Raw genomic sequence first — 21,399 nt, forward strand, 5'->3', positions numbered from 1 at the left:
AGACTGCACATGAAAGAGATTATGGCTATCGTGCGGATGAAGAAGACCGGTGTCACCAAGAGAGCCCTGGTGGAGACCGGGGTCGCCGGCTTCACCGCCCTCAAGGTACTCGGACGGGGCAAGCTGGTCGAGGACACCACGGTGATCAAACCGTGCAAGGAGAAACTGCTGGCCATGGCCATCGACGACATCAATGAAGTGGAAGAGGCAGAGCAGGAGGTCACCAGTTTTCTGGACGACTCGCGGTTCTTCCCCCGCCGACTCTTCACCATCCTGGCGCACGACGAAGACGTGCCCAGGATCGTGGAGGCCATCACCAGGGTCAATATTACTGAACGGAAGGTGGGCGACGGGATAATCCTGGTGCTGCCTGTGGACGACGCGGTACGTGTTCGGACCGGTGAATCGGGCGACGCGGCCATCTGGTAAACGAGGAGTGTGTGATAATGGCAATAACTGAGGAACAGATGGAGGAACTGCTCAGCCACTACCCGGACAAGGTCAAGAAGAACCGGAAGAAGCATCTCGTCCAGAAGAACTCGGCCGAGACCTGTCAGCAGATCGAGGCGAACACCCGGACGATCCCGGGCATCATCTCGCAGCGTGGCTGTGCCTATGCCGGCTGCAAAGGTGTGGTGATCGGACCGATCAAGGACATGGTCCATATCGTCCACGGTCCGGTCGGCTGCTCGTATTACGCCTGGGGGACCCGCCGGAACAAAGCGAGGGCTGATGATGCAACGCCACCGGAGAAGATCTTCTCACCACTCTGCTTCACCACCGACATGCAGGAGAGCGACATCGTCTTCGGCGGGGATAAAAAACTGGCCAAGATGATAGACGAGGTCGTGGAGATCTTCCATCCGCAGGCGGTCTCGATCTGCGCCACCTGCCCGGTCGGCCTGATCGGGGATGATATCAATGCGGTCGCCAGGGCGGCGGAAGAGCGGCACGGCATCCAGGTGCTCTCGTTCAACTGCGAGGGGTACAAGGGTGTCAGCCAATCGGCCGGACACCACATAGCGAACAACAACCTGATGGAGCATGTGATCGGAAAGGGAACCACCGAAAAGAACCCGGACGAGTACGTGATCAACATCCTTGGAGAGTACAATATCGGCGGAGATGGATGGGAACTGGAACGGATCCTTGCGGATATCGGCTACACCCTGAACTGCATCATGACAGGGGATGCCAGTTATGAGAAGATCAGGAATCTGCACAAGGCCGACCTGAACCTGGTCCAGTGCCACCGCTCGATCAACTACATCGCCGAGATGATGGAGACGAAGTACGGCATCCCGTGGTTGAAGGTTAACTTCATCGGGGTCACCGCCACCATCGCCTCCCTCAGAGAGATAGCCCAGTGCTTCGGCAATCAAGAACTGATCGAGCGGACTGAGATAATCATCGCCAGGGAACTTGCCCGGGTGACCCCGGTACTGGAGCAGTACAAAAAGATCTGCCAGGGGAAGACTGCATTCGTCTTTGTCGGAGGATCCCGGAGCCATCACTACCAGGCCCTCCTCCGTGACCTGGGCATGGACGTGGTGGTCGCAGGCTACGAGTTCGCCCACCGCGACGACTACGAGGGCCGGCAGGTGATCCCGACCATCAAGAGCGACGCCGACTCCAAGAACATCCCGGAACTGCACCTGACCCCGGACGAGGAACTCTACCAGGAGGCGCATGTCCACCTGAAGATGTCAAAGGAGAAGTACGAAGAGATCTCCAGCAGGATTGCATTCAGCAATTACACGGGGATGATCCCGGAGATGAAGAACGGAGAGGTGATCCTGGACGACGCCAACCATCACGAAGTCGAAGAACTGATCAGGATGATCCATCCCGACCTCTTCTTCTCGGGGGTCCGGGACAAGTACATCGTCCACAAGATGGGCATCCCAGCGAAACAGATGCACTCGTATGACTACAGCGGCCCCTATGCGGGCTTCAATGGATCCCTGATCTTCGCTGAGGATGTGGCGAACGCGCTGGTGACCCCGGCCTGGAAACTGGTCACACCCCCGTGGGAAGACACGAACAGAAGAAGGAGTGATAGCAATGCTTGAATGTATCCCCAAAGAACCGGCGGAGCATACGATAGGAAAGATAAACCCGGCCAAGACCTGTCAGCCACTCGGAGCCATGTATGCCTCATTAGGCATACACGGCTGCCTGCCCCACAGCCACGGCTCGCAGGGGTGCTGCGCCTACCACCGGATGCACCTCACCCGCCACTTCCGTGAACCGGTGATGGCCTCGTCCAGCTCCTTCACCGAAGGGGCCTCGGTCTTCGGCGGTGCGGCCAACCTCAAGACATCGATTAAGAATGTCTTTGAGATCTACAACCCCGACATCATGGCCGTCCACACCACATGCCTCTCGGAGACGATCGGCGACGACATCCCCAGCATTATCAAGCAGGCTGAGGTACCGGAGGGGAAGATCGTCATCCATGCCAACACGCCCAGTTACGTGGGATCCCACATCACCGGGTTCTCAAACATGTGCAGAGCGATCGTCGCTTACCTTGCGGAATCGGATGGAACGGCGAAGAAGGAGCAGGTGAACATCCTGCCCGGATTCGTCAATCCCGGCGACATGCGGGAGATCAAACGGATCGTCGGAGCACTCGGCGTCCCGCTGATCCTGTATCCGGACACCACCGGGGTGCTCGATTCGCCGCTGACAAACAGGTACGCGATGTACCCGGAGGGAGGAGCCACCATCGAATCGATCCGCGATTCAGGAAACTCAAAACTGACCCTGGCCCTCGGGTCCTGGTCCTCCGACGCGGCCGGCAACCTCCTGCAGGAGAAATGCAGCGTTCCCGGCGTCCCCCTGAAGGTGCCGATCGGTATCAAGGCGACCGACGACCTGATCATGGCCATAAAGAATGGATTTGACGTGGAGGTTCCGCAGTCCCTGACCCTCGAACGGGGGCAGGTGGTCGACACTCTCATCGACACCAACTTCCACTACCAGGGAAAGAAGGTCGCCGTCTTCGGGGATCCGGACATCGTGATCCCACTGGCCGAGTTCCTGCTGACGATGGGTATGATCCCGGTCCATGTGCTGACCGGTACCCCGGGCAAACGGTTCGAGACCGAGATCCGGCAGATGCTCGAAGAGGCCGGCATCAAAGAGAGCCATGTCAGGGCCGAGGGCGATCTCTTCGAACTGCATCAATGGATCAGAGACGAACCGGTGGACCTGCTGATCGGGACCACCTACGGCAAGTACATCGCACGGGCCGAGGATATCCCCCTGGTCAGGGTCGGATTCCCGATCCTCGACCGGGCGGTGCAGCCCCTGATGCCGATCGTCGGCTACCGGGGGGCCCTCCGGCTGATCGAGATGATCAGCAACGCGCTCCTCGATCGGCGGGACCGCGACTGCCTTGACGAGGACTACGAACTGGTATTGTAAGCGAAACCGCTTGAATCGGAGGATGATGGCATATGGAAGAGACAAGTGTACTGGACAGTGGGTCCTGTGCAGGTATCGATGAACGACAGCGATCGATCATAACCTCCGGAAGAAACAAGAGCAGCATCCACTGCTCTGACGACAGCCTGGCCGGCTCAGTCAGCCAGCGGGCCTGCGTCTTTTGTGGGGCACGCGTGGTGTTGAACCCGGTGACAGACGTAATCCACCTCGTCCACGGTCCGATCGGCTGTGCCACCTACACCATGGATATCCGCGGAAGCCTCTCCAGCGGTTCGGAACTGTATCGAAACAGTTTCTCCACCGACCTCAAAGAGACGGACGTGGTCTTTGGCGGGGAGAAGAAGCTCGCCGCATGTATCGATGAGGTCGTCACCAAATATCATCCTCCGGCAGTGTTCGTCTACTCGACCTGCGTGGTCGGGATGATCGGCGATGACATCATTGCCGTCTGCAAGGCGGCCACGGAGCGGCACCAGATCGATGTAATCCCGGTGGAGTCCACCGGGTTTATGTCAGGGAACAAGGTGATAGGCTACCGGGCTGCGGCCGAGGCACTGATGAAACTGATCACCCCAAAAGGTGGAGAGACCGTCCCGATGACCCGGAAACTGAACTTCCTGGGGGAGTACAACCTGGGCGGGGAGAAATGGGTCGTTGAGCGGTACCTCCGGGAGATCGGGATCGAGATGAACGTGGCCTTCACCGGCGATTCAACGGTAGCCGCCCTGAAGCAGGCGCCTGGCGCGTGCCTGAATATTGTGCAGTGCACCGGGTCCATGCACTGGGTGGCCACCAACCTGGAACGGACGTTCGGCACCCCCTACATCGATGTGAACTTCTTCGGTGCAGAGAACACGGCAGAGAGCCTCAGAAAGATCGCCGAATTCTATGAGGACGAGGAGATCATGCGCCGGACCGAAGCCCTGATCGAGCGGGAGATGAAAAATATCCAGCCCACACTCCAGAAATACCGTGAGAAACTTACCGGGAAACGTGCGGCCATCTATGTGGGCGGCGCCTTCAAAGCGGTGGCCATCATCCGCCAGTTGCAGGAACTGGGGATGGAGGTGGTCTTCACCGGGACGCAGACGGGCAAACCGGAGGAGTACGATCGGATCCGGGGCATGGTGAACGAAGGGACGGTCATCATCGACGACGCCAATCCGGCAGAACTGGAGAAGTTCCTGCTCGAGAAACAGGTCGACATGATGGCCGGCGGGGTGAAAGAACGGATGCTCGCCTTCAAACTGGGCATCGGCTTCGTCGACCACAACCACGACCGGAAGGACTGCCTGGCCGGCTTCGAAGGATCCGCCAGGTTTGCGCGGGAGGTGTACGTCACCACCTGCTCCCCGGTCTGGAAGCACCTGAAACAGACCCTTCCAGGGGGCATGACCGATGAGTGAAACACGGGCAAAAGAGGTGAACGAGAACCAGTGCCAGATGTGCATGCCCCTCGGGGGCGTCGTCGCCTTCAAAGGGATCGAAGGGGCGATGGTGCTGGTGCATGGCTCACAGGGCTGCAGCACCTACATGCGGCTCGCAAACGTCGAACATTACAACGAACCGATCGATGTCGCGTCATCGGCTCTGAATGAAAAACAGACCATCTACGGCGGGGAGAAAAACCTGAAGAAGGCCTTGGACAACGTGATCCGGGTCTATGAACCAAAAGTGCTCGGCCTCGTGACCACCTGCCTTGCCGAGACGATGGGTGAGGACCTCACCCGAATGATCGAGACTTACACCAGGGAACGGGGTGTCAAAGGGGTCGACATCATCCCGGTGGCCACGCCGAGTTATAGTGGAAGCCACACCGAGGGGTTCTGGGCGGCGACGAGGGATATCATCGCATTCTATGCCAGGCCGACCGAGGCGCACCAGCGGATCAATGTGATCATCCCCCATATCAGTCCGGCGGATATCCGCGAGATCAAGCGGATCTTCGACCTGATGGGGCTCGAGTACACGCTGGTGCCCGACTACTCCATGACCCTGGACCGCCCCTACGGGGGACGGTACCAGAAGATCCCGCCAGGCGGCACCAGTACAGAGGAGATCGCTGCGATGCCCGGGGCACGGGCCACCGTGCAGTTCGGAGAGACCTGCCCGGATGATCTGTCGCCAGGGCTGTACCTGCAGCAGCAGTACGGTGTCCCGCTGATCAACCTGCCGCTCCCGATCGGCCTCCAGAACACCGACCGGTTGATGGAGACCCTGCAGAGATTGAGCGGCCGACCGCTGCCCGAGACCCTGACCCTCGAAAGGGGGTGGCTCCTCGATGGGATGGCTGACTCCCATAAATACAATGCAGACGGGCGCCCGGTCATCTACGGCGAGCCGGAACTGGTCTATGCCTGTACCAGCCTTTGCATGGAGAACGGGGCCACCCCGGCGGTCATCGCCAGCGGGACCCATACCAGCCGGCTGGCAGAGGTGCTCAGGCCCCTGCTGGCAGACGCCGATGAAGAGCCGGTGCTGCTCGAAGAGGCGGACTTCGCCTCCATCGGAGAGGCAGCCCGGGAGAAGGGGGGGAATATCGCCATCGGCCATTCAGGGGGCAGATCCCTGACCGAACGACAGATGATCCCCATCGTCAGGGTGGGATTTCCGATCCATGACCGGGTCGGAGGCCAGCGGATCCTCTCCGCCGGATATGCCGGGACACTGGCATTTCTGGAGCGGTTCACCAACACCCTGCTGGAGACCAAGTACAGTTCCTATCGCCAGCTGCGAAAGGAAGAGATGATGATCAGAGGAGGTATCTGACATGCAAAAACCAGTCCACCACATATTTATCTGTACAAGCTCCCGCCCCACCGGCCAGCAGAAAGGATTCTGCCACACCAAGGAAGGTGTCGATGTCATGATGAGATTCATGGAGGAGATCGAAGATCGGGAACTGGGGAACGACGTCTATATCACCAACACCGGATGTTTCGGGATCTGTGAGAGAGGGCCGATCGTCGTGGTGTACCCAGACAATGTCTGGTACGGGTCGGTGACCCCCGACGATGTAGCCGAAATCCTCGACGAACATATCGAGGGCGGTACGATCGTCGACCGCCTGGTAATCTGAAGGAGACCGAAGCGATGATTGCTCATGAGATAGCGACGATGCTGGGGACGGACGATCTCACCACCTCCTTAGGTGAACCGGGAAGGGTGGTTATCTTTCGCCGGAGGCTGGGGATATGGGAGAGAGACCGGGAGATGGAGTTCGCCCCAGATCAGTGCAAAAGCCTGCGGGAGATGCGGGAGAAGATGGCGGACCTCCTCACGTTCCTGCAGGAATGCAGGATCTTTGTTGCACAATCAGCCAGCGGGGCGCTCTTCTTCGAACTGGAGAAGGCGCGGTGCCAGGTCTGGGAGATCGCCGGAACCCCTGACGAATATCTGAATTATGTCTGGGAACAGGAGGAGGAAGAACGGGCAGAGGCGGCAGCAGAACCAGTACCGGCAGGGGTTCCGACCCCGGTTGAACTGATCCCCGGCCACTTCAGCATCTCGATCAAGGATATCCAGGTGAAGACCCCGGAGATCACCAGCAAGCAGGTACTTCAGCAGTTCATCCGCCAGAAGGAGTTCGCTTCTCTGGAGATTATCTGCGATCATGTCCCCCCATGGATCGAGATTGAAGCCGATCGAAGAGGGTTCACCCTCGAGAGAGAACAACTCGGAAAGAATGAGGTCCGTGCACGATTGATCAGGGACCAGGCTGGTGGTTGCTGCTGAAGTGACAGAAAGGTTCCAACAACCCGGATGGTGCATTCACCACCATCAATTCAATCGACAGGTCAGTGCAAGGGGATGCCGGCAGTGAATGTACCCATCCCCGGGAATATTTTCGATAGATTCCACCATAAGGAGAGAATTCAATGAAACTTCCATCATTAAGCCTCCTGGTCTGCGGGGTCCTGATCATTGGTCTGCTCTTTTCTGCAGGGTGCATCAACACGTCAACATCGACCGAGAATATCAGTACAGTACAGATGAAGAACACTACATCATCATCCGAAAATGCCTCATCAGAATTGAAGGTCGCTGCTGCAGCATCCCTGACCGGCGTGCTGACCGAACTGGCATCCTGGTATGAGGCCGCGAATCCAGGCACGAAGATCGTCCTGAACTTCGACGGTTCCCAGGCCCTGGCCACCCAGATCAAAGAGGGCGCCAACCAGGATCTCTTCATCTCTGCAGACACCAAACAGATGGACCTCCTGAAAGGGGCCGGGTTCATCGAGAACAGTTCTGTTACCGTGGTGACCAGAAACAAACTCGCCATCCTGGTGCCGGCGGAGAACCCGGGTAAGATCGAGGGGCTCACCGACCTGGCACGACCAGGGGTTCGGCTGGTGCTCGGGACCGAAGAGGTGCCGTTTGGGAGGTATACCCGGCAGATGCTGAACAATACCGCCAAAAACAGTACCTACGGCTCCGCGTTCGGCAGCGCCGTGCTTAAAAATGCGATCTCGATGGAGACCGCCGTCACCTATGTCACCTCAAAACTGACGCTGGGTGAAGCAGATGCCGGGATTGCGTACGCCTCCGACCTCACGAGGAACGACCGGCAGACGATCAGGCTGATCCCAATCCAAGACGATGTCAACGTGATCGCCACCTATCCAGCCGGCATCCTGAAGGAGTCCAGCCGGCAACAGCAGGCAGCGGCCTTCCTGGCATACATCACGTCGCCAGAAGGGGCAGCAGCCTTCGAATCGTATGGTTTTGCAGCAGTATAGAGGTTAACAACAAAAGAGAGGCCAGAGGAGGGATCATGAGACGGATGACAGGGCAGACCAGGCTCCTGGTCGCAGGGGCGGCGGTGCTGACCACGGCGATGCTGCTGCTGATCATCCTCCCGCTCGCCTCCCTGCTGCTGCGGGCGGCACCAGGGCTGCTGACCCTCTCATTTTCGATCGGACCGGTCAGGGACGCTCTGCTGCTGACCCTGGCCACCGCCACCCTGGCGACGGTTTGCGCAGTCGTGATCGGAACTCCGCTCGCCTATGGGACTGCATGGAACCGTTCCAGGGCGGCCTCCATGATCGATACGGTGATCGATCTTCCCCTTGTCCTTCCGCCGGCCGTGGCCGGCCTCGCCCTGCTGATGGCGTTTGGAAGACGGGGTGTGATCGGGGAGTACCTTCACATGGCAGGGGTCGACATCGCCTTCTCCACCGCAGCGGTGGTGATCGCCCAGATCTTTGTCGCATCACCCCTGTACATCAGGCAGGCCCGGACCAGTTTCGCCTCCCTCGACCCGGCTTTTGAACAGGCCGCCCGTACACTCGGGGCGACCCCCCTGTACACATTCCTGCACATCACCGTTCCGATGGCCGGCCGGGGGCTCCTCTCCGGGGCGGTGATGACCTGGGCCAGGGCACTCGGCGAGTTCGGAGCGACGATCATGTTTGCAGGGAACCTGCCGGGCACCACCCAGACGATGCCCCTGGCGATCTACAGCATGATGCAAGCCGACCTCGACGGGGCCCTGGCGATGGCGGTCCTGCTGGTGATCCTATCAGGGGGCGTGATCATGGCGGTGCGGACACTTACCAGAGGAGAACGAGCATGACACTTGAGATAACCGTGCAGAAACAGCTCCGCTTCTTCGACCTCTCGGTCGATCTGAAGGTCAGAAGCGATGAAATCCTGGTCCTGATAGGGGAGAACGGGGCGGGCAAGACGACCGTCCTGAACCTGATAGCCGGGTTGCTCACCCCCGATCAGGGGCGCATCACCCTGATGAACAGAGAACTCTTCTGCAGCAGCGGCCAGACCGATCTTCCGCCGGAGGAGCGGAGGATAGGGTTCGTCTTCCAGCACTACGCCCTCTTCCCGCACCTCTCGGTCAGGGAGAATGTGGAGTTCGGGCTGCGGGCCAGGAAGATCCCAGAGGACCAGGTCGCCGATGCTGTGGAGAAAAAACTGGCCATGGTCGGGCTGACACGGTACGCCGATCAGCGAATTCCCACTCTCTCCGGCGGTCAGCAGCAGCGGACCGCCCTGGCACGCGTCCTGGTGACCGAACCCGAACTGCTGCTGCTGGACGAGCCCCTCGCCGCTCTCGATCCGCAGACCAGGGCAACGATGAGGAACGAACTGCGGGAGTGCATCAAAAAGGCAGGCACCCCGGCGGTGATCGTCAGCCATACTCTGGAGGACGCCCTCTCTCTCGGGGACCGGATCTGTCTGATCGAGCAGGGAACGATCACTCACTGCGGGACGCCGGAGGAGATGATCAGCACCGAAAAAAACAGGTTCCTTAAGAGTTTCTTCTGTGGATGCAATCAGGGGACGGCAGCCGCCCCCATCCGAGCACCGTAAAGGTACTCCTGGGCGTACCCGGCATACCTGCCGAAGTACCCCCGGGCAAATCGCCGGATCCGCTCGTACTCTTTTGGGGTGAACGGCCCCTCTGCTGCGGTATCGGGATAGTACTGCTGCATGATCCGCCGGATCCAGACATCCACCGGAAACGCCTCGTACCGGGAGAAGCCAAAGAGGAGGACACAGTCTGCCGCCTTGGGTCCGATGCCAGGGAGTCCGATCAGTTCTCGCCGTGCCCCTTCATAGGAAAGGGCACGGGTCTGTTCTTCCCATCCGTCCACTGCAGCGAGCCGGCACGCAGTCGAGGCGAGATAGTCCTTCCGGTACCCGAGTCTGCATTGGTCGAGCGGTCCGGTGCAGATGCCGGAGAAGACCCGCTGTGTGGGGAAGGTGAACTGGTCGGTGCCGGGGATCCGCTCCCCCAGTGTCTCGGCAAGGAGACGGACCCGCTTCTTCACCATCGGGATGTTGGTGTTGGTCGCACAGATATAGGAGAGAAGGCATTCCCAGGGGAGCTGCCGGAGGATACGAAGGCCGGCACACTCCTCGATCGCGGCATGGATGAACGGGTCGCGGTCGATCGAGTCCAGCACGGCGGAGAGGTCAAAATCAAGGGCGAAGTATTCTATCAGGCGCTCATCACTGGTCCCGGTGTAGGTCAGCACCTGCCCCTCCTGCCGGACCCGGATCAGTTCGTCCCCGACGACCCCCTCCCACCAGCCGGCTCTGTCCTGCTCCCACCGGAAGGCCTGCCCGCATCCGAGCGTCAGCGAGAGGGAGAAGACCTTATCAGGAGAAAGGACCAGCGTGTGCACCATGCCGCTCAGGCTCTCCTGATGCAGAGCACAGAGAGGAGTTCGTCGCACACCTCTTCCTCAGCGGCCTGGGTGACCCGGTACCCGGCGCTGGTGAAGAGGCCGGCGACCTCATCGTAACCGGTCAGTGATGAGATCAACAGCAGGATCCGTCCCCCCGGTGCGAGCACCCGGCCGATCTCATCAGCAAACCGTGCGATCACGTCCCTGCCGGTCAGGCCGCCATCAAGGGCGTACTCCAGCCAGTCATCGATCCGTTCCTCCGGCCGGGTCGGCAGGTACGGAGGGTTGAAGAGGACCAGGTCGAATGGGCCCCTGACCGCAGCACAGAGGTCAGACCTGACCACTTCGACACCACAGGCTTTCGCCGCCATCACCGCGTGCGGATTGATGTCCACTCCGACGACAAAAAAGCGGTCCTTCAGTGCAGCTGCTATGTACCCGCTGCCGGTTCCGATCTCGAGGATCCGATCGTCGGGCGTGGCACTGCTCCAGGCCGCCCTGCAGAGAAGGAGCGTATCCGCCTCAGGCTGATAGACCTGATCTTTCTGAAACAAGGTTTGCAATCGTTGCATAGTCTTCAAGGTACAGGGTCTGCGGCCTGGCCTGCAGGATCTCCTCAGGGAGAGCCCCGATAACCGCAGTGATCACTGCTTTTCCATAGATCCCGATCCCGCCCTTCAGGCCGTTTCTGATCGTCTTCCTCCGTTGAGAGAAGAGGATCCTGACCACGGCGGCATAGACAGACCGATCGATGATCGGAAAGATTGGACCGTAGGGCCTGATCCTGACCACCGTCGAGTCTACTGCAGGAGGAGGGTTGAAACTGGCCGGAGGAAGGGTGAAACACTCCTCGACCAGGGCATAGGTCTGCACCATCACCGAGAGTCGCCCGCAGTCGGAGGTGCCCACCGGGGCAGCCATTCGTGCTGCAAACTCCCGCTGGTACATCAGCACCGCAGAAGAGAAGGTGGTATCGAGCAGACGGAAGGTGATCGGCGATGAGATCGAATAGGGAAGGTTCGCCACCATCACCTCAAAAGGGGGGAACGGGCACCTGGCCGCATTCCCTTCGATCAGGGTGAGTGCTCCAGAACTGATCTCATCAGCAAAACGTTTGGCGAGGTAGGCGAGCAACTTCCGGTCCACCTCGATCGCACTGACCGTGGCCCCTGCATCGAGCAGTGCCCGGGTTAACACGCCCTGTCCCGGACCAACCTCAAGGACAGACCTGCCATCCACGCCAGCGTACTCGATGATCCGGTCGATTGCTCTCTGATCGATCAGGAAATGCTGATCTCGTGGTGCCTTCATTTCGACGTGAAGATATGGTATTTCACATCAGGGTCCTCGATCTCCTCAAGGATCCGGTTCTTGATCATCGTCTCCGGATGAGGAACTCCCTTGATCCGCTGCGAGATATCAGCAAAACTTTCAAACGGTTTCTTCCCGCGGGCATCCAGGATCTCCCACATCAGTTTCTTGCCGATGCCGGGAAGCAGATGAAGCATATGCAACTTCGAACTGATCGGAACGGACTTGTTAAAGAACTGGATATAGGTCTGCTCGTTCTCAAGCACCAGTTTCTCGACGACGAACGGGAGCTCAAGCTTTGCTACCTGAGACAGATCCTGATAAAAGATACGGCGTTTGACCCGTTCGATCTTCGCTCGCTCGCCGTCACCGATGTAGACCCTCTCATGGATGTTGATCTCCACCTTCTTGGGCACCAGTTCGAGCAGTTTGAACTGCTCGGTGCCGACGGCCATCACCAATGGCTCACGCTTGAACCCAGACCGGTGATCATCTGGACTTCCTTTGAGGAGGACGTCCAGCACTACTGCGTTAATCTCCTTCTTATCGACCTTCATTGGACTCACCTCAGAAGTGGGTCATTACCAGGTCAATGATCTCGTCCAGTTCTTCGCCGGTCAGGGTATAGCGTTCCTTTGCATAGATAGCCCGGAGTTCGTCACGCGACTTTGGCATGATATTGGCGATACGATACGCAATATCAGGCTTCATCTTCTCAAGCGCCAGCAGGGATTCTACCAGCGCCCGTGACTGTTCCGGACTGGTCTTTGCGAGATGATTGGCATGTTCGATGCTTCTGCGAAGCTCATATGACATTTCCTGTTCTGCCCCGAGACGCTGCGCTTCCACTCGACCAAGGGTATCCCTGACTTCTGGAAGCGTAACCTTCTCTTCGCTGATGATGCCTTTTACCTTCATGCCAAACACCTGAATGATGGGAGACTTTTATTTTTGAGCTTTTAGATGTTGCGGTCTTGCAATCACGATCTTTTCCATGTTGCCATCGAAGATCGTGAGCATCCAGGCCCTTCCGCGCTGACCGATCACCTTTCCGGTCTTTCCATGGAACCGGCGGTGTGGCATCCCCTTCTGGATGCTTGGCTCACAGACGATGTGTACACTCTGTCCAATCTCGAAGTGCTGGATCAGGGACGTCACTGGGACGATACCGCGCTTGCGGAGATCCTTCTTGAATTTATAGCGTGTCTTCTTTCGTGGGCCGTTATGATGTGCCATGATTACTCTCCTCCATTTGCCATTTCTTCGACCAGCACTACATCAAGGCTGGTCACCTGAGCAGGTCTTCCAAGGATCTCCGTAAGACTGGGGCGTGTCCTGCCATCATCCCCTGAGATCAGTTCCTTGATATAAAGGCCGGCTTCACCGAGAACCTCGATCGAATACCTGCCTTCTTCGATACCAAGACACCGGATCTCAAGGACATCACGCTCCCTGATCTTGTCTGCCCGTCTATGGGCAACCCGGCGGGGTGTGCGCTGATGTATTGTGACCCCCTGCAGGCGATTCAGAGCCAGATTCAGCTCGTCTTCTGACAGATCGCCTTCGACCTCTATCAGGATCCTGTATTTTTTATGCGCTTTGTTTGACTTAAGGGTTTCCACTTCAGTCCGCAGCGCCCAGCGATCGAACTCCACCGCAACCCTGCCCGCTGCGGCGGTGTTGACGGCCAGTTCAAGTTCTTTGAGGTCAGCAGACCTGATTTGAGGCGTATCCAGTTCCAGGATGAACGGCCTGCCGGTCCCGATCATCCGGGCATCGATATCCTCCCTCCCTGCACCATGCAGAACGGCACCAGTGGCCTTCAGCGCGTCCATGACCGGCCTGCCGATCAGTTCCTCAACCGAATCGGCATACTGCTTGCCGGTGAAGTTACAGGTCTCACAGCCCCTGCCATGACAGGCCCGGCAGTCCCAGTGGGTCTGCGGGATCCCCCGCTCAAACTTCTGGTACCGGCCATAGATGAAGACCGGGTTCACCTGCACCTCGACACGATCACCGGTGATATCAAGGATTACGACCACATCGGGGTGCTTGAAGTCGACCACCCGGCCGGTTCTTACAGAGACCGCCTTGCCGACCTCCCGGTTCATCTCGGACTTGAGCGGCTCGGGTGAGCGGAGACTCTGGTCTGACCAGACCATCTCCTCGCTCTCGGTCAGCATTGGAGGAACCCGGGTTCCGATCAGGAAGGTCGAGTATTCAAGCCCTTCCAGGGCTGCAGTGACCCTCTCCGCCCAGGTTTCGACCTGGTCGAGGAGGTTGTTGCAGACCCAGCAGGTTCCTGCGGCCGGGTGGTACGGTTCATTGGCGTCGAGCGCGACCGCCACCCGGAGTGCATGCCCCCGTTCAACGTTGGTCAACCCAAAGGACAGTTTTCCATAGAACCGTCCAAGGCAGTGGTCACAGATCTCGCCATATCCAAGGATCGCTTTCACCTGTTCAATCATTACTGGTTTGCCTCGCGTCGATCAAGTTCATTGAGCACCACCGTTATGGTGTGATCTGCATGCAGACACTTCGGCCCGACCGAGTACCGGGGAAGTGTGCTGATCAGGTGCAGCTCCTCATCGGTGAAGTTCTGATGGTCACTGAGCAGAAATCCGGACGGGAGTGCGGGTGCGGTCCGGATGTCCTCGCCATGCTCGTCCAGGACCGCACAGGGGACCTCCTCGAGCAGGCGTGCAAGCCCGCCCCACCGCACCTCGACCCCCCGGGTCGACTCGGTGAACCGGTCGGTGCAGGAGTGGGCCAGAGCCTTCTTGATCAGGGACCCGGCAGACCGTTCGTCCGGGTTCAGGTACCTGACCGTCTCACCGGTGAACCGAACCGTCTTCTCGGGGTCCGGCCCTCCGGAGAGGATCAGGTAACAGACGGTGTCCCTGCGCAGGTCATGCGAGAGAAAGAACGTGGTGTTCACACATCTGCAGAGGATATCCATACGCCCGGCTGCCCCGGGCATATCGTTCAGACTGAAGTCTCCGCTTGTCGTGGCCCGGTGGCCTATGATCACAAAAGAGGTCATTCACTGTTTCCCACTGAAACGCTTCATCATACGTTGCATATTGAACTTGCCGCCGGCACCACGCATCCCTTTCAGGGCACGCTGCATCGTCTTGTGATAGCGGAGGAGCTCGCGCACCTCGTCGATGGACGCGCCGGCACCGACCGCGATCCGATGCATCCGTGACGAACTGATGACCGCGGGATCATCCAGTTCCTCCTGGGTCATCGAGTCCATGATGATCCGGTACCGGACCATCTTGGTCCCGGTCACCTCATAGACATCGTTGGGGATCTCCACATTCCCGAGCGGGAGCATGCTCATGATCTGCTTCAGCGGCCCCATCTTGTTGACGGCCTCGAGCTGCTTGTACATGTCCCGCAGCGTGAACTTGCCCCGGAGCATCGAGTTCACATCGACCTCCTCGGTGGAGATCGCCTCCTCGGCCCGCTCGACCAGGGCCTTTAAGTCCCCCATCCCGAGCAGCCTGGAGATGAACCCGTCAGGGTCGAACCGTTCGAGATCCTCGATCGTCTCCCCTGAACCGATGAAGACGATACCGCTCTTCGTCTCGGCGACCGCCGAGAGAGCGCCGCCACCCTTGGCCGTGCCATCCATCTTGGTGATGATCACGCCATCGATATCGATCGCCTGGTGGAACCGCCGTGCCTGTTCACTGGCCTGCTGGCCGAGTGCGGCATCGATCACCAGCCAGCGGTGCGTCGCCTTTGAGAGGATATTCAGGTCGATGATCTCCTGGATCAGCCCCTCCTCAAGCGCATGCCGCCCCTGGGTATCGATGATCAGCACCTCGGCCTGACCGACCGATTTGAGACCTTTGGTCACGATCTTGACCGCATCGGTCTCGTTCGGATCCCCATAACAGGGAACATTGATCTTCTGGCAGAGGGTACTGATCTGCTGGTAAGCCCCCGGACGGAACGTATCCCCGCAGATCACCGCAACCCGGAGCCCTTTGCGCTGGAAGTAGCGGGCCAGCTTCGCCGTGGTGGTGGTCTTCCCGGACCCCTGCAACCCGGCCATCAGGATCGTCTGTTGCCCGAGGGTCACCTCGACCTCGGGCCCCATCAGCCCCACCAGTTCCTGGTAGACGATCCGGAGTACATGCTCGCGGACCCCCATCCCTTTCAGGGGCTCCTCTTCAAGCGACCGCGTCTTGATCGCCTGTGAGAGGTTCATCACCAGTTTGACATTCACATCAGACTGGATCAGCGCCCGTTGCAGGTCCTTGACCAGTTCTTCGACCGCTGCCCGGTCGACAACTGTCTTTCCAGCCAGTTTCTTCAGGGCGTCCTTCAGCGACGATCCGAGACGGTCGAGCATCAGGACTCACCCCCGAGCAGGTCGTCGACCACCGCGGCCGGGGTGAAGGGTATCAGGTCATCATACCCCTGCCCGACCCCGAGGAACATCAGCGGTTTTCCGATCGTATGGGCGATCGAGATCGCCGCTCCACCCTTGGGGTCCATATCGGCCTTGGTCAGCACGACTGCGTCAGCGCCAACGGTCTTCTCAAACTCCTCGGCCCTGATGACGGCATCGTTTCCTGCCACCGCCTCGTCGACGTATACAACCAGGTCGGGCTTCATCACCCGCCGGACCTTGGCCAGCTGGTTCATCAGGTTGGCACGGTTGTGGAACCGTCCCGCAGTATCTGCGAGAACCACGTCGATCTGGTGGGAGACTGCATACTGAACCGTATCAAAGAGGACGGCCGACGGATCCCCGCCCTGCTGATGCTGAATCACCTTGATGCCAAGCCGCTCGGCATGGATATCGATCTGTTCGATAGCACCGGCGCGGAAGGTATCCCCTGCACCGATCACCACCGAAAAGCCGTTCTTCAACAGGAACGCACCGACCTTGGCCACCGTCGTTGTCTTCCCGGTGCCGTTCACACCCGTGAAGAGGATCTTCACCGGCCGGTCATGCGACCGGATGTATGCAGGGAGATCGAACCCCTCACCGAGCACATCGAGCAGCGCACTCTTCAGAGTCTCCATCACGATCGTGTCAGGCGATGTCCCGATCTTCCGGTGCGAGCCGATCAAATCGTGCCGAATATGCCTGAGGATCTCCTCGGTCACCGGCAGTGCGACATCGTTCTCAAGCAGCACGATCTCGAGCTCGTCGAGGACGTCTTTTACATCGGACTCTGCAAGGATCAGCTCGCGCTCCTTGACAAAGACCTTCATCTTCTTAAAAAAGCCGACCTTCTCCTTCTTCTCCGGAGCGGGAGGTTCTTCCTTTGGCTCCTTCACTTTGGGAGAACTATCTGGACGAGGAGCAGGTGTGACGACCGGTTCTGGAAGACCTTTTGGTTCCAGCACCGGTTCAACGACCTCTGGAGGAATCTCTTCCACCTCGGGTTCTGTCGGCGGTTCCGACACATCCGGCTCCACCTGAACTGGAGATGTTTCCCCGATCAGCGGTTGCTGGATCTCCTCTTCTTCCGGTGTCGAGGTGACCACAGCCTTGATGCTGCTGCCCAGTTTCTCCTGAACCTTCTGCAGCCTGCTCTTGAGCCCCTCAAACATATTAGAGCGTACCTGACTGGCCCTGTGGTGCCTGCTGCTGAGCGGCCCTGTACACCTGATCGAGGCGGCGGCTGATCTCATCCATCTGAGACCGGACCTTCTCGATCGTCTCGGCGACCTTCTTTCCGGAGGCCTCCATCTCGGTGATCCGGTCCTTTAAGAACTCGACCGCATCAGCATTGGTCCGTTCGACCGTGACCTCGGCGCCGATGCTCACCAGCACCCGTTCCGGTTCGACCACATGGGCACGGACACTCGCCCCGCCCCCGATCTGCAACAGCACGGTACCATCGCCTGCATCGGCAGCGGTGATCGCACCCAGCGTATCGATCGCTGCCAGAGACTCGAGCCGGCCCTGCTCGATCATACGGAACTGCTGTGAAAAAATTTCGATCTGCTGTCCGTACTCGTTCAGGTAGTGCTGAAGCATCTGCACTTCCCGTGGGTCGACGTTCTCCACCTTATTCACCATCTACAGGAGTAATGCCGTTGATAGTAATATACATTCTCTTGAGGCGGTGCTCGCTGCCGATCGTGGCGTAAACACGCTCTTCTGCCTGCCTGCTGTTCGGTGCGCCGACGACCTTGGTATAGGGCTTCCAGTCGTCGCCTATCTTGAATGTCCCTTTCACTTCAAACTTCTGTTCTGCCATATTATCCCTCAACAAATCCAAATACATCTGCGATACGGCCCATTTCGAAACCGCTCGTCTCGATGCCTGCGAGATAGCCCGTGCTGTTTGCGAGCAGCCCTGTACCGACAAGGCCGCTCCCCATATTGATCGTCCCGGTCCCAACCGGAAGATCGGTGGCCGACTCAAGAGCTGCCAGTTCCCTGCCAGCACTCCGTGCATGGACAAGAATTCCACGGTTCGTCGCATACCCGGCCATTCCGACCGTCTTGATCCCACTCAGCGTCAGCCTGATCACCGGCACGCCCAGCACCGATCGGACCTGCTCCATGGTGGCATTATCCATATCCGGGTGAACGGCCGCCATATGATCATTGGCAAGGATCACATTGCCTGCCGCATTCATCGATCCTTCGAGGAGCATCACCTCACGGTACTCCTCGATCGCCCTGATCTCATCAGGGTATGCAAGCCCACTGACGATGGCCCCCCGGCTGTTTCCGCTGACCAGTGAACCGATGATAGAACTCCCCTGAATATGGGTCTTCACCAGTGTCACGCCGAGCGCCTCCTTGAGCGCTGCGCAGTAGTCAGCAGAGGCCTCGGCAGGGACCACCGCAATATCCTCAAGAACTCGCGTAAAGATACCGATATGTGGGTCGCCTTCGTATGCGAGCGTCCGTATCATGTTACTCCTGTGCGAGTTCAGCCTGGACCTGTCCGTCGTCGAACTTCATGGCCCGAACCCGGATCTTACGCGGTGGCTTCTCACTCCCGCGCTCCCAGACCTTCTCATTGATGCTGGCATCGAGCTTGACGTCCTCGCTCTTCATATGCTTGGCAAGAAACGCCCGGATATCCTTCATCGCAGTGTTGCTTCGTTTCCACCGTGGCGAACGCTTGACGTCACGCAGGGGAATGATATAGATCTGCTCATTCATTTTTTCTACCATAATTACACCTTCAGTGAGCTCCGTCTCCAGCTCCGCCTCTTAGGATGAGAGACCACAGCCCGTTTGGTCTTGATCATCACCCAGGAGGGGACCCGCCTGTTCTGCGCAGTGGCCTTTGACAGCCGAATTTTTCTTCCTTTGGTCAGTTTACTCATAATTTACACCACAATTCTTCACTTCATACCACAGACCAGCGACTGCTCATGACGCTGCGGGAAGAAGGCCGACGGGTCAGCCCCCTGCATAATAAACGCGTCCCGCAGTTCATGTTCGTAGTCCCCGTTCTGCAGGGTGCTGCTCTCTCCATACTGCACGATCAGCAGGCGATCGACGAGGCGGTTCACCTCTGTCCTGCCGAAGCCGAGCAACGGCCGGACATACGAGCAACCGTATTTTGCCTCGATGCGCTGCACTTCACCGAACGTCAGCATCGGTACACGGTCATTCAGGCGCGTTCCATCCCCGACCACAGCATACTCCTCTGCAAGGGCATTGATTGCATAACGGTGGACCAGGTTGATGGCATCATTGGGATACCCGCACTGGCGGATCATGGCAACGAGCCGATCCCGGAGTGCAATCCCAAATGTTCTTCTGATCAGCGGAAGGGAGAGCGCCTCTGCAGCAGCCTCGACTGCAGGAAGAGGGTGGTGCTGATCGAACACAAACGTGTTCAGCTCCACCTGATAGTCCCGCGCGAGCATCAATGCTGCAAGTGCGCTGTCCTTTCCACCGCTGAAGAGAACCGCTGCCTTCATTTCCGTACGATATTGAAATCCTTCTTTGCCGGGATCAATTGCCTGAGCAGATCCTTCAGCTGTGCATCAGAGATCTTCTGCTTGATTCGCCCACTCTGGGCGAGCATCACCAGCTGCTGCTCAACACCTGCTGCAAACTCCGGCTTGGTCAGTCTGATGGTGTTCAAACGCTCCCGTGCTTCCGGTTCGAGAATCTGCATCAGTGCCATCTGCATCGCAGACTTGGCACGCTGCTTCTCCTCCTCCATCTGCTGCTGATCCATCTGCTGACCCTGGAGTTGAGCCATCCGTCTGCGCCGGAGTTCAGCGAGTTCGTCATCCTCCATCATGCACCTGTAAAATTATTGGCTCTATTCAGATGTACCTTCGGCTGCACTGCTGACCAGACCATAGGCTGTTCCGTCAAGGAATGACATCCCTGCCGGCGAGACCTTCCGGCCTGCCTTGTCGCGGACGATAAGTCCTGCGGCCTCGAGCTGCTGAACGAGTGTTCTGATCACCGCTCCACTACCCTTTCTGAACTGATTGGGTCTGGATCCACGGTTCTTCTTGCCGCCGTAAAAGCTGCGCATTCTCTCTACACCTACCGGGCCGTCGATATATATGCGCCTGAGCACTGCTGCTGCGCGTATAAACCACCAGTCCGGATCCTCGGGGGGCATCTCCTTGTGGACCCCAGTCTTGGCAAACTCTGCCCATGCGGGTGGTGCGATCTCAGGGCGCTGCTTCAGCTCCTCTGCCACCTTTCTGATCAGTTTATCTGCCGGTACATCGTATACCGTTGTCATTGAACTTCCTCACTGTCCATCAAATGTAATAACAGTCTTTAGGTATATGTCCATAAAGGTTTTATATATTTCGAGCAGTGGATTCGTCAAAAATCCGCTCTTTTTAGTAGGATAGCAGGACAAAGCGACCTTATTCACCTGCTCTGGTCCCGACCGGCGCGACCGGACCGTCCTTCTGCAAGGACCATCGTATGCCCCCGAACCTGCACCAGTTCGGCACCTGCGCGGAGGGCGATCTCTTCCGGCATCACGTCCGTGGACCGGAGCCATTTGATCTTGATCACCTTGCGGTCCTTGAGCTGCCTGACGATCTCTTCGATCATCGTATCGGTCATTCCCCGCTTGCCGACCCAGATGGTCGGCTTGAGGTCCTGCATACTCGTATTATCTATTATCTGTCCTCACCACCTGATACCGTGTCTGGCGCCCGCAGTTGAGACAGGTGACGATCACATGTCCCCGGTGGACACGGACCCGAACATTCACGCCATGCAGAAAGTACGCATAACAATGGTGACAGTACTGTCTCCGATGTACCCGTTCCATCCGCATCCGCTGCCGCATTGCAATGGCCCTGGCCCGTACCACGCACCGGTCACTTAAGGCCGGGTTGATCCCGGCGAAGACCTTTGCCTGCTCAAAGAGGATCGCAATGCGCTCCCCTGCGAGTTTCTTGGTCTGTCTGTTCTGTGACTTGACGGTCATACCAGCCCCTGCCCCCTGCAGGCACACTTCACTTAGTAGTGTACGCAGCCCATTATATAATGCGGGAT

General features: G+C 58.4%; 30 protein-coding genes. 10 read left to right on the forward strand and 20 right to left on the reverse strand.

The genetic code is table 11. The features are described 5' to 3' along the window. Positions 1–9: 9 nt before the first annotated feature. From ACFKSJ_RS06605 to ACFKSJ_RS06650, 10 genes are all read left to right on the forward strand, one after another. Positions 10–429 (forward strand): P-II family nitrogen regulator, encoded by a 420-nt coding sequence (locus ACFKSJ_RS06605; protein WP_440949017.1) that lies wholly within the window; start codon positions 10–12, stop codon positions 427–429. A 17-nt stretch (positions 430–446) separates the two neighbouring features. After that, positions 447–2,072: a nitrogenase molybdenum-iron protein alpha chain gene (nifD, locus tag ACFKSJ_RS06610; protein ID WP_440949018.1), complete on the forward strand. Its 1,626-nt coding sequence runs from the start codon at positions 447–449 to the stop codon at positions 2,070–2,072. After that, the gene (gene nifK, locus ACFKSJ_RS06615; RefSeq protein WP_440949019.1) at positions 2,065–3,432 is read left to right on the forward strand and encodes a nitrogenase molybdenum-iron protein subunit beta; all 1,368 of its coding nucleotides are present in this window, start codon (positions 2,065–2,067) and stop codon (positions 3,430–3,432) included. The genes nifD and nifK overlap by 8 nt, the downstream gene beginning before the upstream one ends. 32 nt (positions 3,433–3,464) lie before the next feature. Next, complete coding sequence (gene nifE / locus ACFKSJ_RS06620; RefSeq protein ID WP_440949020.1) at positions 3,465–4,859, forward strand: nitrogenase iron-molybdenum cofactor biosynthesis protein NifE; 1,395 nt, start codon at positions 3,465–3,467, stop codon at positions 4,857–4,859. Continuing rightward, the gene (locus tag ACFKSJ_RS06625; protein WP_440949021.1) at positions 4,852–6,222 is read left to right on the forward strand and encodes a nitrogenase component 1; all 1,371 of its coding nucleotides are present in this window, start codon (positions 4,852–4,854) and stop codon (positions 6,220–6,222) included. Before nifE ends, ACFKSJ_RS06625 begins: the two co-directional genes overlap by 8 nt. A gap of 1 nt (position 6,223) precedes the next feature. Beyond that, complete coding sequence (locus ACFKSJ_RS06630) at positions 6,224–6,532, forward strand: 2Fe-2S ferredoxin (RefSeq protein WP_440949022.1); 309 nt, start codon at positions 6,224–6,226, stop codon at positions 6,530–6,532. Positions 6,533–6,546: 14 nt separating this feature from the next. Continuing rightward, entirely contained in the window at positions 6,547–7,188 is a 642-nt protein-coding gene (locus tag ACFKSJ_RS06635) for a Fe-only nitrogenase accessory AnfO family protein (protein WP_440949023.1), read from the forward strand. A gap of 143 nt (positions 7,189–7,331) precedes the next feature. Beyond that, positions 7,332–8,195, forward strand: coding sequence for a molybdate ABC transporter substrate-binding protein (gene modA, locus ACFKSJ_RS06640; RefSeq protein ID WP_440949024.1), 864 nt, complete (start codon positions 7,332–7,334; stop codon positions 8,193–8,195). Positions 8,196–8,230: 35 nt separating this feature from the next. Further along, the gene (locus tag ACFKSJ_RS06645; protein ID WP_440949025.1) at positions 8,231–9,031 is read left to right on the forward strand and encodes an ABC transporter permease; all 801 of its coding nucleotides are present in this window, start codon (positions 8,231–8,233) and stop codon (positions 9,029–9,031) included. Beyond that, complete coding sequence (locus ACFKSJ_RS06650; RefSeq protein ID WP_440949026.1) at positions 9,028–9,783, forward strand: ABC transporter ATP-binding protein; 756 nt, start codon at positions 9,028–9,030, stop codon at positions 9,781–9,783. Before ACFKSJ_RS06645 ends, ACFKSJ_RS06650 begins: the two co-directional genes overlap by 4 nt. Here ACFKSJ_RS06650 and ACFKSJ_RS06655 read toward each other — a convergent pair. The 20 genes from ACFKSJ_RS06655 to ACFKSJ_RS06750 all read right to left on the reverse strand — a co-directional run bounded on the left by ACFKSJ_RS06655 (position 9,747) and on the right by ACFKSJ_RS06750 (position 21,331). After that, positions 9,747–10,652: a DNA-3-methyladenine glycosylase family protein gene (locus ACFKSJ_RS06655; RefSeq protein ID WP_440949027.1), complete on the reverse strand. Its 906-nt coding sequence runs from the start codon at positions 10,650–10,652 to the stop codon at positions 9,747–9,749. The genes ACFKSJ_RS06650 and ACFKSJ_RS06655 overlap by 37 nt on opposite strands. Continuing rightward, positions 10,610–11,158, reverse strand: a complete 549-nt coding sequence (locus tag ACFKSJ_RS06660) for a HemK2/MTQ2 family protein methyltransferase (RefSeq protein WP_440949028.1) — start codon at positions 11,156–11,158, stop codon at positions 10,610–10,612. The genes ACFKSJ_RS06655 and ACFKSJ_RS06660 overlap by 43 nt, the downstream gene beginning before the upstream one ends. Then, complete coding sequence (gene rsmA / locus ACFKSJ_RS06665; RefSeq protein WP_440949029.1) at positions 11,127–11,915, reverse strand: 16S rRNA (adenine(1518)-N(6)/adenine(1519)-N(6))-dimethyltransferase RsmA; 789 nt, start codon at positions 11,913–11,915, stop codon at positions 11,127–11,129. The genes ACFKSJ_RS06660 and rsmA overlap by 32 nt, the downstream gene beginning before the upstream one ends. After that, positions 11,912–12,472, reverse strand: coding sequence for a DUF655 domain-containing protein (locus ACFKSJ_RS06670; RefSeq protein WP_440949030.1), 561 nt, complete (start codon positions 12,470–12,472; stop codon positions 11,912–11,914). Before ACFKSJ_RS06670 ends, rsmA begins: the two co-directional genes overlap by 4 nt. A gap of 10 nt (positions 12,473–12,482) precedes the next feature. After that, positions 12,483–12,833: an RNA polymerase Rpb4 family protein gene (locus tag ACFKSJ_RS06675; RefSeq protein ID WP_012617240.1), complete on the reverse strand. Its 351-nt coding sequence runs from the start codon at positions 12,831–12,833 to the stop codon at positions 12,483–12,485. A gap of 27 nt (positions 12,834–12,860) precedes the next feature. Continuing rightward, positions 12,861–13,151: a 50S ribosomal protein L21e gene (locus ACFKSJ_RS06680; RefSeq protein ID WP_012617239.1), complete on the reverse strand. Its 291-nt coding sequence runs from the start codon at positions 13,149–13,151 to the stop codon at positions 12,861–12,863. A gap of 2 nt (positions 13,152–13,153) precedes the next feature. After that, positions 13,154–14,383 (reverse strand): tRNA pseudouridine(54/55) synthase Pus10, encoded by a 1,230-nt coding sequence (locus ACFKSJ_RS06685; protein ID WP_440949031.1) that lies wholly within the window; start codon positions 14,381–14,383, stop codon positions 13,154–13,156. Beyond that, positions 14,383–14,958 carry a tRNA (pseudouridine(54)-N(1))-methyltransferase TrmY gene (trmY, locus tag ACFKSJ_RS06690; RefSeq protein ID WP_440949032.1) on the reverse strand — a complete coding sequence of 192 codons (576 nt, stop codon included), beginning with the start codon at positions 14,956–14,958 and terminating at the stop codon, positions 14,383–14,385. Before trmY ends, ACFKSJ_RS06685 begins: the two co-directional genes overlap by 1 nt. Beyond that, the gene (locus ACFKSJ_RS06695) at positions 14,959–16,281 is read right to left on the reverse strand and encodes a signal recognition particle protein Srp54 (protein ID WP_440949033.1); all 1,323 of its coding nucleotides are present in this window, start codon (positions 16,279–16,281) and stop codon (positions 14,959–14,961) included. Then, a complete protein-coding gene (gene ftsY, locus ACFKSJ_RS06700) occupies positions 16,281–17,495 on the reverse strand; it encodes a signal recognition particle-docking protein FtsY (protein ID WP_440949034.1) in 1,215 nt (404 codons plus the stop codon). The genes ACFKSJ_RS06695 and ftsY overlap by 1 nt, the downstream gene beginning before the upstream one ends. 1 nt (position 17,496) lies before the next feature. Continuing rightward, entirely contained in the window at positions 17,497–17,967 is a 471-nt protein-coding gene (gene pfdA / locus ACFKSJ_RS06705; RefSeq protein ID WP_440949035.1) for a prefoldin subunit alpha, read from the reverse strand. Then, a complete protein-coding gene (gene rpl18a, locus ACFKSJ_RS06710) occupies positions 17,957–18,148 on the reverse strand; it encodes a 50S ribosomal protein L18Ae (RefSeq protein ID WP_440949036.1) in 192 nt (63 codons plus the stop codon). Before rpl18a ends, pfdA begins: the two co-directional genes overlap by 11 nt. Before the next feature lies 1 nt (position 18,149). After that, entirely contained in the window at positions 18,150–18,815 is a 666-nt protein-coding gene (locus ACFKSJ_RS06715; protein WP_440949037.1) for a translation initiation factor IF-6, read from the reverse strand. A 1-nt stretch (position 18,816) separates the two neighbouring features. Then, a complete protein-coding gene (locus ACFKSJ_RS06720; RefSeq protein ID WP_012617231.1) occupies positions 18,817–19,080 on the reverse strand; it encodes a 50S ribosomal protein L31e in 264 nt (87 codons plus the stop codon). Between the two features lie 2 nt (positions 19,081–19,082). Continuing rightward, a complete protein-coding gene (locus ACFKSJ_RS06725; protein WP_012617230.1) occupies positions 19,083–19,235 on the reverse strand; it encodes a 50S ribosomal protein L39e in 153 nt (50 codons plus the stop codon). Positions 19,236–19,253: 18 nt separating this feature from the next. After that, entirely contained in the window at positions 19,254–19,838 is a 585-nt protein-coding gene (locus tag ACFKSJ_RS06730) for a DUF7411 family protein (RefSeq protein WP_440949038.1), read from the reverse strand. After that, positions 19,835–20,164, reverse strand: a complete 330-nt coding sequence (locus tag ACFKSJ_RS06735; protein WP_440949039.1) for a DNA-binding protein — start codon at positions 20,162–20,164, stop codon at positions 19,835–19,837. The genes ACFKSJ_RS06730 and ACFKSJ_RS06735 overlap by 4 nt, the downstream gene beginning before the upstream one ends. 24 nt (positions 20,165–20,188) lie before the next feature. Then, the gene (locus tag ACFKSJ_RS06740; protein ID WP_440949040.1) at positions 20,189–20,626 is read right to left on the reverse strand and encodes a 30S ribosomal protein S19e; all 438 of its coding nucleotides are present in this window, start codon (positions 20,624–20,626) and stop codon (positions 20,189–20,191) included. A gap of 134 nt (positions 20,627–20,760) precedes the next feature. Continuing rightward, entirely contained in the window at positions 20,761–21,003 is a 243-nt protein-coding gene (locus tag ACFKSJ_RS06745; RefSeq protein WP_440949041.1) for a YhbY family RNA-binding protein, read from the reverse strand. Between the two features lie 7 nt (positions 21,004–21,010). Then, a complete protein-coding gene (locus ACFKSJ_RS06750; RefSeq protein WP_440949042.1) occupies positions 21,011–21,331 on the reverse strand; it encodes a ribonuclease P protein component 4 in 321 nt (106 codons plus the stop codon). Positions 21,332–21,399: the final 68 nt, after the last annotated feature.

It is taken from the genome of Methanosphaerula subterraneus (assembly GCF_052055875.1).
Classification (GTDB): domain Archaea; phylum Halobacteriota; class Methanomicrobia; order Methanomicrobiales; family Methanospirillaceae; genus Methanosphaerula; species Methanosphaerula subterraneus.